Source organism: Pantoea agglomerans, assembly GCF_021397715.1.
Lineage (GTDB): Bacteria > Pseudomonadota > Gammaproteobacteria > Enterobacterales > Enterobacteriaceae > Pantoea > Pantoea astica.
The window spans coordinates 340,770-354,836 of sequence record NZ_CP090207.1; the positions used below are offsets into that span (position 1 = coordinate 340,770).

At 56.7% G+C, this 14,067-nt stretch carries 13 protein-coding genes; 7 read left to right on the forward strand and 6 right to left on the reverse strand.

The window, feature by feature from the left end; all coding sequences use genetic code 11:
• The first annotated feature begins 53 nt into the window (after positions 1-53).
• From LZU96_RS01650 to LZU96_RS01660, 3 genes are all read left to right on the forward strand, one after another.
• A complete protein-coding gene (locus LZU96_RS01650; RefSeq protein WP_233986681.1) occupies positions 54-1,400 on the forward strand; it encodes a cation:proton antiporter in 1,347 nt (448 codons plus the stop codon).
• A gap of 22 nt (positions 1,401-1,422) precedes the next feature.
• Positions 1,423-1,761: a hypothetical protein gene (locus tag LZU96_RS01655; protein WP_233986683.1), complete on the forward strand. Its 339-nt coding sequence runs from the start codon at positions 1,423-1,425 to the stop codon at positions 1,759-1,761.
• A 167-nt stretch (positions 1,762-1,928) separates the two neighbouring features.
• Positions 1,929-2,825 carry an alpha/beta hydrolase gene (locus LZU96_RS01660; protein ID WP_233986685.1) on the forward strand — a complete coding sequence of 299 codons (897 nt, stop codon included), beginning with the start codon at positions 1,929-1,931 and terminating at the stop codon, positions 2,823-2,825.
• Between the two features lie 96 nt (positions 2,826-2,921).
• Here the strand turns inward: LZU96_RS01660 and gorA are convergent, their stop codons facing one another.
• Positions 2,922-4,274: a glutathione-disulfide reductase gene (gene gorA, locus LZU96_RS01665; protein ID WP_233986695.1), complete on the reverse strand. Its 1,353-nt coding sequence runs from the start codon at positions 4,272-4,274 to the stop codon at positions 2,922-2,924.
• A gap of 127 nt (positions 4,275-4,401) precedes the next feature.
• Here gorA and rnz point away from each other — a divergent pair, with 127 nt between their 5' ends.
• The gene (gene rnz, locus LZU96_RS01670) at positions 4,402-5,313 is read left to right on the forward strand and encodes a ribonuclease Z (RefSeq protein WP_233986697.1); all 912 of its coding nucleotides are present in this window, start codon (positions 4,402-4,404) and stop codon (positions 5,311-5,313) included.
• On the opposite strand, the gene LZU96_RS01675 is transcribed toward rnz, so the two are convergent.
• Positions 5,310-6,128, reverse strand: a complete 819-nt coding sequence (locus LZU96_RS01675) for a CPBP family intramembrane glutamic endopeptidase (protein WP_233986699.1) — start codon at positions 6,126-6,128, stop codon at positions 5,310-5,312. The two genes, rnz and LZU96_RS01675, sit on opposite strands and share 4 nt — an antisense overlap.
• Before the next feature lie 59 nt (positions 6,129-6,187).
• Positions 6,188-7,030, reverse strand: a complete 843-nt coding sequence (locus LZU96_RS01680; protein ID WP_233986700.1) for a 23S rRNA (adenine(2030)-N(6))-methyltransferase RlmJ — start codon at positions 7,028-7,030, stop codon at positions 6,188-6,190.
• A gap of 465 nt (positions 7,031-7,495) precedes the next feature.
• Here LZU96_RS01680 and prlC point away from each other — a divergent pair, with 465 nt between their 5' ends.
• Together prlC and rsmJ are read left to right on the forward strand one after the other, a co-directional pair.
• Positions 7,496-9,538: an oligopeptidase A gene (prlC, locus tag LZU96_RS01685; protein ID WP_233986702.1), complete on the forward strand. Its 2,043-nt coding sequence runs from the start codon at positions 7,496-7,498 to the stop codon at positions 9,536-9,538.
• An 8-nt stretch (positions 9,539-9,546) separates the two neighbouring features.
• The gene (gene rsmJ / locus LZU96_RS01690) at positions 9,547-10,299 is read left to right on the forward strand and encodes a 16S rRNA (guanine(1516)-N(2))-methyltransferase RsmJ (RefSeq protein ID WP_233986704.1); all 753 of its coding nucleotides are present in this window, start codon (positions 9,547-9,549) and stop codon (positions 10,297-10,299) included.
• Between the two features lie 169 nt (positions 10,300-10,468).
• On the opposite strand, the gene LZU96_RS01695 is transcribed toward rsmJ, so the two are convergent.
• A complete protein-coding gene (locus LZU96_RS01695) occupies positions 10,469-10,711 on the reverse strand; it encodes a hypothetical protein (RefSeq protein ID WP_233986706.1) in 243 nt (80 codons plus the stop codon).
• A gap of 438 nt (positions 10,712-11,149) precedes the next feature.
• Positions 11,150-11,587: a universal stress protein UspA gene (uspA, locus tag LZU96_RS01700; protein WP_094121542.1), complete on the reverse strand. Its 438-nt coding sequence runs from the start codon at positions 11,585-11,587 to the stop codon at positions 11,150-11,152.
• A 417-nt stretch (positions 11,588-12,004) separates the two neighbouring features.
• Between uspA and uspB the strand changes: the two genes are divergently transcribed.
• A complete protein-coding gene (gene uspB / locus LZU96_RS01705; protein WP_031374844.1) occupies positions 12,005-12,340 on the forward strand; it encodes a universal stress protein UspB in 336 nt (111 codons plus the stop codon).
• Between the two features lie 44 nt (positions 12,341-12,384).
• Here the strand turns inward: uspB and pitA are convergent, their stop codons facing one another.
• Positions 12,385-13,887: an inorganic phosphate transporter PitA gene (gene pitA / locus LZU96_RS01710; RefSeq protein ID WP_233988113.1), complete on the reverse strand. Its 1,503-nt coding sequence runs from the start codon at positions 13,885-13,887 to the stop codon at positions 12,385-12,387.
• Positions 13,888-14,067: the final 180 nt, after the last annotated feature.

Consider the following 14,067-nt stretch of genomic DNA (forward strand, 5'->3'; position numbering starts at 1 on the left):
CCGTCAAAAAATGTGCCAGGCTTATTCATAAACCCGAAATAATCTGGAGTGTTATGAGCTTTTTAGCCTGGACAGGTGCAGCGGGTGCCCTGCTGCTGCTGATGTCACTGGCTTCCGGTTGGATTCACCGGGGGCCGGTGACCTCGTTTGGCCTGTTTCTTATCGCTGGTATGTTGTGCGGGCCGTGGGCGTTTGATGTGCTGCACATTGATATCGTCACCCATTCCGAAGCGGTGGCCCACATCACCGAAATCACCATGGCCGCGTCGCTGTTTATCACCGGCCTGAAGCTGCGTTTACCGTTACAGAATAACTGCTGGCATACCGGTCTGCGGCTGGCTTTTCCCGCCATGCTGCTTACGGTGGGCGCAATGACGCTGCTGGCGCACTATCTGGTGGGGCTGGACTGGCCGATCGCGCTGGCGTTTGGGGCGATTGTCGCCCCGACCGACCCGGTGCTGGCGAGCTTAATCTCGGTCAACGATGCGCAGGATGACGATTCGCTGCGCGTCGCCATTTCCAGCGAAGCCGGGATGAACGATGGCTCCGCGCTGCCGCTGCTGGTGCTGGCCCTGCTGCTGTTTAATGGCGAAAGCCTGAACGGCGCGATGCTGGCGCACTGGGGCGCGAAAGAGGTGATATGGGCGATCGGTGGCGGCCTGGTCATCGGTTTCAGCCTGGGCCGTTTGATCGGCATCCTGGCGACCAGACTGCGTAACGCCAATGGCGACGTTGCGCCCAACGACTTTCTGGCGCTGGCGCTGATTGCACTCAGTTATTCGCTGGTGCAGTGGCTGGGTGCTTCCGGCTTCCTGGCGGCCTTTGCCGCGGGTCTGGGCCTGCGCCGCGCCGAGCTGGGCGTGTTCCGTCGCCATCAGCCCGAGGATCTCTCCGAAGATGAACGGGTGCTGCCGTCTGAAGCGCTGGTCAACCCGAATAAGCGACTGGCGCACCAGGGCGATAGCAGCATGGTGAAGTCGATAGGCTTTGTGGTCGGCGATGCGCTGTCGTTTGGTGACACCATTGAACGGTTACTGGCGGCGGGCATGATGGTGGTGCTGGGCGTCACGCTGGCGCAGCACTGGAATCTCTATGGTGTGCTGCTGGGGCTGGTGCTGTTTGTGGTGGTGCGCCCGCTGGCGGTCTGGCTGGTCACGCTGCGCGCCGGTCTGCCGCTGGGGCAGCGGCTGCTGATTGGCTGGCTTGGCATTCGCGGCATCGGCAGTCTGAACTACATCGCCTACGCCTGGACGCACGGCATGGAAGGGCCGCAGATGGAGATCATGACCAATATGGCGTTAACCCTGGTGGTCTGTAGCGTGGTAATACACGGCACAACCGTGTCACCCCTGCTAAACTGGCGTCAAAGGCGTCTGGAAGCCCTTCAGCGCAAGGTTTAATCCCGAAAAACAGGAGTAGAGAATGAGAGTGACCCACATACTGCTGCTGAGCGTACTGGCCTCTGGCAGCGCCCTGGCGGCGGACGACAGTGAACAGAATGTCTATGCCAGCCAGCTGTGTCACATTGTCAGCAGCGAAAAATCGGTCGCCAGTGCGGACCAGTATGTTGAGCAGATGAAATCGTACGTGGCGCGCAGCCAGTCGCCCACGGCGATGAACCAGCCCGGTTTTGATGAAGATACCGCGCGTGAAGTGGCCAGCGCCTGGCTGCAACTGGGTGACGATGAGCGCGCTAAACTGCGGGTCAATGAACAACAGTGTGAGCAGGCCGTGATGGCACAGTTCCAGCAGGAAGATTAATTCGTCTGGTCAAGGTAAAAACGCGCCGTCCGGGCGCGTTTTTTTATGGATTTTGGCACTGGATTGCGTACATAATCGCCAGCCATGGCACCGGACTTGCATCACACTTTATTCAGTAGCCCGCCGCAACGGCTGGCTGAGCGTTTTGATATCACTTAACAGGCATCATGATTACGCGTCGACGCTTTATTCTCGGCACGGGAGCGCTTGGGCTCTCCATGACCGCCGGCAAATTATTTGCCCGCGATGACATTATTCCCCTCTGGCCGGACGATCCGCCCGGCGGCGGCGGCCCATCCGGCGAACTCCATATTAATTCCAGCGGTTCATGGTCAAATATTGTCAGCCCGGCGATCCAGCGTTTTAAGCCGGAAAATCCGAACGGTGAAGCGGTACTGATTGCCGCTGGCGGCGGCTATCGCTGGATTGGCATGGGACGCGAAGCCTGGCCGGTCGCGCGCTGGCTGAACGCCAACGGCTACACCGCCTATGTGCTCAGCTATCGTTTACCGCATGAGAAGTGGCAGGCGGGCCGGCTGGCTCCGCTGCAGGATGCACAGCGGGCGATTCGGCTGGTGCGATCCTTTGAGCGTAAGGTGCATGTGCTGGGCTTCTCGGCCGGTGGTCATCTGTTAGGCATGGCGGCGGCGCGGCCCACGTTTGAGTCCTATCCGGCCATCGATCCGCTGGATGAGGTGGTGCCAAAAGTGGATAGCGTTGGCCTGATCTACCCGGTGATTACGCTGGAAGCGCCTTATCAGCACACCAATACGCACCTGATGATGGTCGGCAAAAATGCCACGCCGCAGGATGAGGCTAACTGGTCGGTACAGAACTATGTCACCCGACAGTATCCGCCGACCTTTCTGGCGCAGGCTGAAGACGACCACACCTCCAATCCGTTTAACACCGAACTGATGCACGACACCTGTCGCCGTAATCGGGTGCCGGTCGAGCTGATTCAGATCAGTAAAGGCGGTCACGGCTTTGGGCTCGGCAAAGCGGGAACGCCCGCCGCGTTATGGGATCAGGCATATGTGCGCTGGCTGGATCGCGTGAGCTGAGTTGCCCTGCGGTGGTGCAGTCCTGCACTCTCCTTATCGCAGGCAAAAAAAACAGGCGACCGGAGTCGCCTGTCTGAAGCACTCTGCCGTTGCGGCTTAGCGCATGGTTACGAACTCTTCCGCTGCGGTCGGGTGAATCGCCACGGTATTGTCGAAGTCTTTTTTGGTGGCACCCATTTTCAGCGCCACCGCGAAGCCCTGCAGCATCTCATCCATACCAAATCCGATACCGTGAATACCGACGATCTTCTCCTCGGCACCGACGCAGACCAGCTTCATGCGGCACGGCTGGCGATGCTGGGTCACGGCGGTGTACATGGCGGTAAACGCCGATTTGTACACTTTCACCTGGTCGTCGCCATACTGCTCACGCGCCTGCGGTTCAGTCAGGCCGATGGTGCCAATCGGCGGATGGCTGAAGACCACGGTCGGGATGTTGCTGTAGTCGAGATGCTCGTCCGGCTTGTTGTTGAACAGGCGCTCAGAGAGGCGACGACCCGCCGCCACGGCGACCGGCGTCAGTTCTACCGCGCCGGTGTTGTCACCGACCGCATAAACGCCAGATACGTTGGTGTTCTGAAACTTATCGACTTTGATATAGCCTTTTTCGTCCAGCGCCACGCCCGCAGCCGCGATATTCAGGTTGTCGTTAGCCGGTTCACGACCAATCGCCCACACCAGGCAATCCACGGTAAAGTCGCTGCCGTTTTCCAGCTGCAGCGTCAGGCTGCCATCGTCGTTTTTAATCACCGCTTTTGGAATCGATTCGGTATGCAGCGTCGGGCCTTCGCTGTTCATCACTTCCACCAGCGTCTCGGTGATCAGCGGATCGAAGTCGCGCAGCGGACCATGTTTACGCACAAACAGATGGGTTTCCGATCCCAGTGCATTCACCACGCCCGCCAGTTCAACGGCGATATAACCCGCGCCCACTACCGCAGTCCGCTTAGGCAGCGCATCCAGTTCAAAGAAGCCGTCGGAATCAATGCCGTATTCCGCACCTGGAATCGATGGCTGGCTGGGACGTCCGCCGGTGGCAATCAGGATATGGTTAGCCGTGATGATCTCGCCGTTGACTTCGACGCTGTGCGCATCAACAAAACGGGCGAAGCCTTTGATCACTTCAACGTTGTTTTTACCCAGCACGTTATCGTAAGAGGTGTGGATACGATCGATATAGGCCGTGCGGTTTTTTACCAGCGTGGCCCAGTCGAAGCGGTTAACCGTGGTGTCGAAGCCGTAGTCCGGCCCGTAGAGATGGATAGCTTCGGCGATTTGCGCAGCATGCCACATAATTTTCTTTGGTACGCATCCCACGTTAACGCAGGTGCCACCCAGTTCTTTGGCTTCAATCAGGGCGCATTTCTGGCCATACATGGCTGCACGGTTGATCGAGGCGATGCCGCCGCTGCCGCCGCCGATGGCGAGATAGTCGAAATGTCGGGTCATTGAAGTATCCATCCGGTTGCATGAAAAATTGGCATAGAGTGTAACGCTGCGGGTCGAATTGACGCAAAGTTTGCGCCTATGATTGTAATAGGGTTCTGTTTTTCATTCACTGACAGGGAAGCATACCATGCACCTTACTTTTCTCGGTACCGGCGGCGGCGCGCCCAGCCTGCAGCGTAACGTCACCGCTATCGCTTTTACCCGGGCGCAAAGTGGTGAAACCTGGCTGTTTGATTGCGGGGAAGGGACGCAGTTGCAGTTTATGCGTTCCGATCTGAAACCGGGCAAGCTGGATACCATCTTTATTACCCATCTGCATGGCGATCATATCTTTGGCCTGCCGGGATTGCTGACCAGCCGCTCAATGGCCGGGCTGACCAGCCCGATGACCGTCTATGGCCCGAAAGGCCTGAAGACCTTTGTCGAAACGGCCTTGTCGATCAGCGGTTCTTATACCGATTATCCGCTAAATATTGTTGAGATTGAGCCGGGCTGGACGCGGGATGACGGTGAGTTCCGCATCAGTGCCTGGCCGCTGAACCATACGCTACCCTGTCTGGGCTATCGGATTGAGCAGCATGATAAGCCGGGATTTCTCGATGCGCCGCGCCTGAAGGCCGAAGGCGTGCCGCGCGGCCCGTGGTATCAGCAGCTAAAGCTGGGCGAAACCGTCACGCTGGAGGATGGCCGGGTGATCAATGGCGCGGACTATCTGGGTCCGGCGACCAAAGGCAAAACGCTGGCGATTTTTGGCGATACCGCGCCGACCGAGGTGGCGTTGCAGATGGCGGCTAACGTGGACCTGATGGTGCATGAAACCACGCTGGAGGCGGCGATGACGGAGAAGGCCAACGGGCGGGGCCACTCTACCACCCTACAGGCGGCGGAGGTGGCGAAGCGCGCCGGGGCAAAACGGCTGATCGCCACCCACTTCAGCTCACGCTATCTGGCGAAAGATATGCGCCGCCTGCTGGCTGAATGCCAGACCATCTTCCCCTGTACCGAGATGGCCTGGGATCTGGCGGTCTTTCCCCTTTAGTGATGCAGTGCGGGATAGGTGAAAAACAGCAAATGGGTCATGTTGAGGGCAAAGTGCAGGGCGGTCGACAGCCATAACCGGCCGCTCCAGTGCCACGCCAGGCCATACAGTAACCCGGCGAGGGTGGCGAAGATCACCAGCAACAGACCGCCGCTCAGGTGCGCCAGACCAAACAGCAGTGAGCTCAGTAACAGCGCAGGTATACCGCCCAGCGCCAGCGCTAATTTTTGCTGCAGATAGCCACGAAACAGCGCCTCTTCCGCCAGCGAGACAAAGAACAGATTGGCGAGCATAAATGCGCCCAGCCAGTCCGGGAAGTGACGTTCAACGGCTAATCCGCCCAGCAATACGGCACTGTATAACAGCAGCGGAACGGCGGCGATCAGCGCCAGCGCGGCGGGCAGTTTATAACGCGGCGGACTGGCCGGAGCGCGAAACAGCGTCGGCAGACAGGCCAGCAGCACAAAGGGAACCAGCGCTTTATCAAAGTTAAACGAGAAGCCGAACGCCACGCTGCGCGCACCGACCTGCACATCATCAATTTTGCGTGGATTAGCAAAACCCGGGAACAGATGGAGGAATAGCCCGATGGCGATCAGCACCAGCACCGCTTCAGTCAGCAATTGCCGCCGGGGATGGTCTCGGTCATAAATACGGAATGCCACCACCGCGGCAGTGCCCGCGAACAGCAGCAGCGCGGGCCACGCTAATACGTCCTGATAAAAACCCAGCAGCGTGGCGAGCGCCAGTAACAGTAATGCCAGCCGCCGGGCCGGTTGCAGCGCGGCCAGCGCGCCAGCCAGTATGATCCACATGGTAAAGACCTGATACAACGCCGCAGCACCGGCAGTGTGCGGCTTAAAAGGAGAAAAAGTTATTCGGGTACGATCTGGTTGACCACAAAGTGGCCGGTGCCAGCCGGAACCAGTTTCTTATGCAGCCACGGCAGCAGCTCGTTCATCTGGGCAGCCAGCTTCCACGGCGGATTAATCACAATCATGCCGGAGGCGGTCATACCGCGCTGATCGCTGTCGGGACGGGCCGCCAGCTCAATCTGCAGAATATTGCGAATGCCGGTCGCTTCGAGATCGCGCAGCATATGTTTGATCTGCTGACGCAGCACCACCGGATACCAGAGCGCGAAGACGCCGGTACCGAATCGCTTATGACCTTCATGAATCCCTTTCACCACCGCCTGATAATCACTTTTCATCTCATAAGGGGGATCGATCAGAATCAGGCCGCGACGTGACGGTGGCGGCAGTTTAGATTTCAGCTGCTGGTAACCATCAGCCCGCTCTACCCGCGCACGGCTATCTTTGCTGAATTCGTTGCGCAGCAGCGGATAGTCGCTGGAGTGCAGTTCGGTCATTTGCAGGCGGTCATCTTCGCGCAGCAGATGGCGGGCAATCAGCGGCGAACCCGGATAATAACGCAGCGTCCCGCTACGGTTCAGCGCCCGGATGGCGTCGAAGTAGGGTTGCAGCAGTTCAGGCGCGTCCGGCTGCTGCCAGATGCGGGCGATGCCTTCCAGATACTCGCCGGTACGCTCAGCGTGCTCACCGCTCAGTTGATAGCGACCCGCGCCCGCATGGGTATCGAGATAAAAGAACGGTTTCTCTTTCTCTTTCAGCGCGGTGATGATCAGGCTCAGTACGGTGTGCTTCAGCACGTCAGCGTGGTTGCCAGCATGGAAGCTATGGCGATAACTCAGCATTGTTTATCCTGTTGAATGTATAAGGTTTTAACTGATGGAAAATCAATTTATACCAATTATTACCTCACGTATTACCCACAGAACGACGCACAGCAACCGACGCAGGAACAGCATGAGAATCCGCGATTATATCAGGGATGCCTCGCTGATGGGTCGAAAGCGTGATAACTAATCCAGCCGCTGCCGCGCGTGACGCAGGTGAAAATCTCACAGCCAGAGTAAAAGCGTCATTACGCCCTGACCGAAGCGGCACTGCCTTGACGTAACGCAAATTTTTTTCGCCCGGCAGCCCATGAAATGCGCCGCGATAAGCACCGTTTAGTTTTTGCCGCGCCATGGTCATATTGCGCTCGTTTCTTCCGCAGCGAAGTTAGGCCCCATTGATTTTCGCTACACTTAGCCGCATGTTACTTAGATTGCGTTGCGCGACCCATCGCGCCCCACACATCAATAAAGGACTGCGCTATGACCAATCCGCTACTGACATCTTTTACGCTTCCCCCTTTTTCTGCCATCCAGCCTGAACATGTGGTTCCTGCCGTCACGGAGGTACTGAACGACTGCCGCGCGATGGTCGAAAAAGTGGTGGCGCAAGGCGCACCTTACAGCTGGGATAACCTGGTTCAGCCGCTGGCAGAGAGTGATGACCGCCTGAGCCGCATTTTCTCGCCGGTCAGCCATCTGAACTCGGTTAAAAACAGCCCGGAACTGCGCGAAGCCTACGAGCAGACGCTGCCGCTGCTCTCTGAATACAGCACCTGGGTCGGCCAGCATGAAGGTCTGTATCAGGCCTATCGCAACCTGAAAGAGGGCGACCAGTACGCCGCGCTGGATCTGGCGCAGAAGAAAGCGGTCGATAACGCGCTGCGTGATTTCGAACTCTCCGGTATCGGCCTGGCAAAAGATAAACAGCAACGCTATGGCGAAATTGCGGCCCGCCTCTCTGAGCTGGGATCGGCCTACAGCAATAACGTGCTGGATGCCACCATGGGCTGGAGCAAGCTGATCACTGACGAAAACGATCTGGCCGGTATGCCGGAAAGCGCGATGGCTGCCGCCAGAGCGCAGGCGGAAGCCAAAGGTCAGGAAGGCTGGCTGCTGACGCTGGATATCCCCAGCTATCTGCCGGTGATGACCTATTGCGACAACGCCGCGCTGCGTGAAGAGATGTATCGCGCCTATGCGACCCGCGCGTCCGATCAGGGTCCTAACGCCGGTAAATGGGATAACGGTCCCATCATGGCGGAAGAGCTGGCGCTGCGTCATGAACTGGCGCAACTGCTGGGCTTCGACTCCTACGCCGACAAATCGCTGGCGACCAAGATGGCGCAAAGCCCGTCTCAGGTGATCGACTTCCTCAACGATCTGGCGGAACGCGCCCGTCCGCAGGGTGAAAAAGAGCTGGAGCAGCTGCGCGCTTTTGCCCAGAAAGAGCATGGCGTCACCGAGCTGAACCCGTGGGATCTCACCTATTACGGTGAAAAACAGAAGCAGCACCTCTATACCATCAGCGACGAACAGCTGCGTCCTTACTTCCCGGAATCGCGCGCGGTAGCGGGCCTGTTCGAAGTGGTTAAACGCATCTACGGCATCACCGCAAAACAGCGTACCGATGTGGATGTCTATCATCCTGACGTGAAGTTCTTCGATCTGTTTGATGAGACCGGTGAGCTGCGCGGCAGCTTCTATCTCGATCTCTATGCCCGTGAACACAAACGTGGCGGCGCCTGGATGGATGACTGCGTCGGTCAGATGCGTAAAGCCGATGGCAGCCTGCAGAAGCCGGTCGCCTATCTGACCTGTAACTTTAACCGTCCGGTGCAGGGCAAACCGGCACTCTTCACCCATGACGAAGTGATCACCCTGTTCCACGAATTTGGTCACGGTCTGCACCACATGCTGACCCGCGTAGAAGTTCCAGGCGTCTCCGGCATCAGTGGAGTACCGTGGGATGCGGTCGAGCTGCCAAGCCAGTTTATGGAAAACTGGTGCTGGGAGCCGGATGCGCTGGCGTTTATCTCCGGCCATTACGAGACCGGTGAACCGCTGCCGAAAGAGCTGCTGGATAAAATGCTGGCGGCGAAGAACTATCAGGCGGCGCTGTTTATCCTGCGTCAGCTGGAGTTCGGCCTGTTCGATTTCCGTCTGCACACCGAATTTGACCCGACCAAAGGGGCACAGATTCTGGAGACGCTGCGTGAAGTGAAAAGCCGCGTTGCAGTGGTCCCGAGCCCGGAATGGGGCCGTTTCCCGCACGCCTTCAGCCACATCTTCGCCGGCGGTTATGCAGCCGGTTACTACAGCTATCTGTGGGCGGATGTGCTGGCTGCGGATGCCTATTCACGCTTTGAAGAGGAGGGGATTTTCAACCGCGAAACCGGTCAGTCCTTCCTTGACAACATCCTGACGCGCGGCGGTTCGGAAGAGCCGATGGAGCTGTTCAAACGCTTCCGCGGCCGTGAGCCGCAGCTCGACGCGATGCTGGAACATTACGGCATTCAGGGATAAGTCGTTACGTGAAAATCTGTTTGGTCGATGAATCAGGCGCCGGAGACGGCGCCTTATCACTTTTGGCGCAGCGCTGGCAGCTGGAGCACGACGAGAACGCGCTGCTGGCGCTGGTACAGACGCCGACCCATCTTGAGCTGCGTAAGCGCGATGAACCGAAGCTGGGCGGCATCTTTGTCGATTTCGTTTCCGGTGCGATGGCGCATCGTCGCCGTTTTGGCGGCGGACGTGGCGAAGCCGTGGCGAAAGCGGTCGGCATTAAAGGTGACTATCTGCCCGATGTGGTGGATGCCACCGCTGGCCTCGGACGCGATGCCTTTGTTCTGGCGGCGCTGGGCTGTCGGGTGCGGATGCTGGAGCGCCATCCGGTGGTCGCGGCGCTGCTGGATGATGGCTTACAGCGTGGCTATCAGGATGCGGAGATCGGCGGCTGGTTGCGTCAGCGTCTGACGCTGATTCACGCCGCCAGCGCCCAGGCGCTGAGCGATATCACGCCAGCACCGGACGTGGTCTATCTCGATCCGATGTATCCGCATCGTCAGAAAAGCGCCATGGTGAAGAAAGAGATGCGGGTGTTTCAGTCGCTGGTCGGTGCCGATGAGGATGCTGACGCGCTGCTGGAACCGGCCCGTCGTCTGGCAAAGAAACGTATCGTGGTGAAGCGGCCCGACTATGCGCCGCCGCTGGCAGGGGTCGTCACTCAGGCGGCGGTGGTCACCAAAAGTCATCGCTTCGATATCTATCCCCCGCTGGTCAGCTGACCGTAACGGATCTGCGCATCTGGCAAACCGGAGACCAGCCCTTCCTGTTTAATGCCGGCCGCCGCGCCAACCAGAAAAAGCCTGCCTGATGATATCAGGCAGGCTTTTTATTAGCGTATTTAGCGGGCGATCAACCTGCCGCAGTAAATACGCAACCGCTTATATTTAATCAGGCGGCTAATTTAGTCAGAAAACCTGAGAAAGCGCTTAAAAAACTTTTCGCTACGCTCAGGCCAAAGGCTTTATAAGACAGACCAATTTCTTCCTGAATAACGGTTGTTTCATTCAGAGATTTAATTGTGGTGTCGAACAGATCAGAAACCTGAGTTAATGCATCATTAACGTTGCCGATAAATTCAGTCAGGCCCGCGCCGCTAACGGCAGCAATTTCAGTCTGGTTGATTTCTCTCATAATTAATATCCTTATCTTGTTGTTAAATTACATTATTGTGCTTCATCAGTCGCCCGGCGACTGAGAGAGCAGAACGAATATAATGAACCCGGCGAACCTTGCCTATAGTAAAATATTGATAAATGAAATTGCGGCGTAAAGCGTGAGAGGAACCTTTGCTTGTTAATGTATTGCTAATATAAAGATTATTTTTATAGAGGCTAAATGCGCAATTTTATCGTGAAAGTGCGAATTATCTGATGTCTGGTAATATCGGTCACGGCGGTGTCAGTTGAACAGGCCCTTTTCCATTGTGGCGAATCGTGCTGACAGGGGAACATCAGGAAAGCGCAATGCTGGCGACAGGCGAAGCGGGCTGGCGATATTCACTCACGGGCCGTGCCGGACCCGACGTAACGGGAAAAAGCCGGTGATTGTCGCCGGCTTTATGATCGGCGGTTATTCGTCGTCTTCATCGCGCAGCGGCACAATCAGCATGTCGATGTGCACGGTGTTGATCAACTGACGCGCCGAGGACATCAGCTTGCTCCAGAAGTCCTGGTGATGACCACATACCACCAGATCGACGTCATACTTTTTAATCGCATCGACCAGTACCTGGCCGAGATCGCCACTGCCGCTCAGCGTCTCACTGATCGGGTAGCCGGCGGAATCAGACAGACCTTTCAGCGCCGAATGGGTCTCTTCGGAAATACGCTTCTGCATATCGCCAAGGTTGACATCAATCAGGCCGGTATAGAGGTCGGAATAATTCACATCAACGTGGATCAGGGAAATTTTAGCGTCATAAGGGCGGGCCAGCGAAACGGCTTTATCCACCAGTAACTGACTTTCGGGAGAAAGGTCTACTGCAATCAGGATATGTTTATAAGCCATGATAAAACTCCTTTCACGAGATTAAGGATGGCATCCGGTGTTCCTGCCGCGTCACAGCGTAGCGAAATCCTTTGCGCGAACGGGCGATGAGCGCCACCAAAGTGTGTACCTGCGCTGCAGGTGACGATGTTGTTATGTCTCTGAGTATAGCCTTCTCTGGTGGCAAATGCTGCTGTTGCCGCCTGGCTTGTGAATAAGATCAACGATGCGGCAATTTTACTCGCCCCGAACGAAAAACATCGCTGGAAAAAATTTAAACATTTCTCCTACACTGAAAAAAGGCGGTCTGGTTTGTTTCCGCCCAGGCGTTCATAACACTATCGCAGTCCGGTAATTCAGTGGTTGGCTATTTCTGTGGGCGTGCTCAGCGTTTTCCCGCTGCGTCTGTTCCTGCGGCTCCAGCCAGGAGGGGAGAATATGATCAGCACTATCGCGCTTTTTTGGGCTCTTTGTGTGGTGTGTATTGTGAATATGGCGCGCTATTTTTCGTCACTGCGCGCCCTGCTGGCGGTGTTACGTGGGTGCGATCCGCTGTTGTATCAGTACGTCGACGGTGCGGGATTCTTCACCTCACACGGTCAGCCCAGCAAACAGGTGCGGCTGGTGACCTATATCTGGGCGAAACGCTATCTTGATCATCATGATGACGAATTTATTCGGCGCTGCGAGCGGGTGCGTGGACAGTTTATGCTGACCAGCGCGCTGTGCGGACTGGTAGTGATCAGTCTGGTGGCGATGGCCATCTGGCATTAAAAAGGGCGACTTGCGTCGCCCTCGGGTATCACTGGTTTCTGGTGTTACACCAGTTTTAACGCAATCCAGTAGAGCGAGCCTGACAGCACAATACAAACCGGCAGCGTGAAGATCCACGCCATGGCGATGTTCTTGATGGTCCGACTCTGCAATCCGCCACCGTCAACCAGCATAGTACCGGCAACAGATGAGGAGAGGATGTGGGTGGTGGAAACCGGCATTCCGGTGTAGCTGGCGACGCCGATAGAGAGCGCTGCCGTTACCTGCGCCGACATCCCTTGCGCATAGGTCATGCCTTTCTTACCGATCTTCTCACCGATGGTGGTGGCAACACGACGCCAGCCAATCATGGTACCGGTGCCCAGCGCTAACGCGACGGCGACGATAATCCAGACCGGCGCATACTCAATAGTGCCCAGCAGATCGCTTTTCAGCTTATTGAGGAAGCGCTGATCCTCCGGGGTGGTTTCCGGCAGTTTGGCCGCTTTGTCGGCGGTATCAGAGATACACAGCAGCAGACGACGCATCTGACCGCGTTGATCAACCGTCAGCTGATCGTAGCTTTGCAGATTATTCAGCAGCCCCTGCGCGCGCTGAACCGCCTGTAACGCGCGAGCGCTATCACAGTGGAACTCTTTCGGGCTGGATGACGGCACTTCTTCCGGCGTCGGCAGCTTAGGCGGAGCCATCTGAATAATATGGGTCAGCGAGGCGTTGTGCTGCTGATAATATTGCTCCAGATGATTGACCGCATCGCGGGTCCGGGTGATGTCATAGCCAGAGGCATTCATGTTCACCACGAAGCCAGCCGGCGCGACGCCAATCAACACCAGCATAATCAGGCCGATGCCTTTCTGGCCGTCATTCGCGCCATGCGAATAGCTGACGCCAATCGCTGAAACAATCAGCGCAATACGGGTCCAGAACGGCGGCTTTTTCTTGCCGTCGATCTTCTCGCGGTCGGCGGGCGTCATATGGATGCGGGCACGCTTTTTGGTGCTGCTCCAGTAGCGACGCAGAATAAAGATTAAGCCGCCCGCAATCACCAGGCCGACAATCGGCGACAGGATCAGCGACAGGAAGATGTTCAGGACTTTCGGGATGTTGAGCGCATCAACCACCGAGGTACCGGTCATCAGGGCGTTGGTCAGACCGATACCAATAATGGCGCCGATCAGGGTATGGGAGCTGGAGGCCGGCAGACCCAGATACCAGGTGCCGAGATTCCAGATGATCGCCGCCAGCAGCATAGAAAACACCATGGCGAGACCGTGAGCCGATCCAACATTCAACAACAGATCGGTGGGAAGCATATGAACAATGGCATAGGCGACACTCAATCCACCGAGTAGCACGCCAAAGAAGTTAAATACACCCGCCATTACCACAGCAAGCTGGGCACGCATGGCACGCGTATAGATGACCGTCGCAACTGCGTTGGCCGTGTCGTGGAAGCCGTTGATTGCTTCGTAAAACAATACAAACAGCAGGGCAAGAACCAATAACAGGCCAGTACTGAGGTCGAGACCAGCAAACAGATGTAGCATAAACGTTACGCCATTTTTGGAGGACATGAACGCGGCGCATTATCCGCGACAACGTGCTGTATGGGAAAGGAAAATATAGTCTTAATTTGACCTTTAGCAGTAACGCACCTGACTTAAAGGGTTAAAAAGCTCCAGATATTAGCTAGTTACATTATGACACATTTACGGCAAATTTTTGAC

Coding starts and splice junctions, on each gene's coding strand:
- prlC (WP_233986702.1), top strand. CDS start 7,496: ATGACCAATCCGCTACTGACATCTTTTACGCTTCCCCCTTTTTCTGCC.
- rnz (WP_233986697.1), top strand. CDS start 4,402: ATGCACCTTACTTTTCTCGGTACCGGCGGCGGCGCGCCCAGCCTGCAG.
- LZU96_RS01680 (WP_233986700.1), bottom strand. CDS start 7,030: ATGCTGAGTTATCGCCATAGCTTCCATGCTGGCAACCACGCTGACGTG.
- LZU96_RS01695 (WP_233986706.1), bottom strand. CDS start 10,711: ATGAGAGAAATCAACCAGACTGAAATTGCTGCCGTTAGCGGCGCGGGC.
- pitA (WP_233988113.1), bottom strand. CDS start 13,887: ATGCTACATCTGTTTGCTGGTCTCGACCTCAGTACTGGCCTGTTATTG.
- uspB (WP_031374844.1), top strand. CDS start 12,005: ATGATCAGCACTATCGCGCTTTTTTGGGCTCTTTGTGTGGTGTGTATT.
- LZU96_RS01655 (WP_233986683.1), top strand. CDS start 1,423: ATGAGAGTGACCCACATACTGCTGCTGAGCGTACTGGCCTCTGGCAGC.
- LZU96_RS01675 (WP_233986699.1), bottom strand. CDS start 6,128: ATGTGGATCATACTGGCTGGCGCGCTGGCCGCGCTGCAACCGGCCCGG.
- gorA (WP_233986695.1), bottom strand. CDS start 4,274: ATGACCCGACATTTCGACTATCTCGCCATCGGCGGCGGCAGCGGCGGC.
- LZU96_RS01660 (WP_233986685.1), top strand. CDS start 1,929: ATGATTACGCGTCGACGCTTTATTCTCGGCACGGGAGCGCTTGGGCTC.
- LZU96_RS01650 (WP_233986681.1), top strand. CDS start 54: ATGAGCTTTTTAGCCTGGACAGGTGCAGCGGGTGCCCTGCTGCTGCTG.
- uspA (WP_094121542.1), bottom strand. CDS start 11,587: ATGGCTTATAAACATATCCTGATTGCAGTAGACCTTTCTCCCGAAAGT.